Genomic DNA, 268 nt, shown 5'->3' on the forward strand with positions numbered 1-268 from the left:
CCACCGCCGCCTCCCCAGCAGCCGGCTGAGCTCTCCGAAGCAGGCTATCAATGGAAGGAGGTGTTTCTGCCCGAAGGCACCCGGCTGCGCGCCAGCTTCGGTCGCCAGCAGTATTTCGCCACCGTGGAAGGGGCGGAAATCAAGTACGGCAAACACGCGGTGTCGCCTTCCTGCTTTGCGAACCTGCAGGGCAGCGGCAACCGCAACGCATGGAAAGCCATCTGGCTGCGCCTGCCCGGCAGTGATGCATGGCTGCTGGCCGATGTCT

Annotated in this window: 1 pseudogene; it reads left to right on the top strand. The window is 64.6% G+C overall.

The annotated features are described in order from the left end of the window. Nucleotides 1–268: pseudogene (locus GEV02_RS32680) on the top strand (hypothetical protein); the annotation flags it as partial.

The sequence above is a fragment of the Rugamonas aquatica genome (assembly GCF_009380215.1).
GTDB classification, from domain to species: Bacteria; Pseudomonadota; Gammaproteobacteria; order Burkholderiales; family Burkholderiaceae_D; genus Rugamonas; species Rugamonas aquatica_B.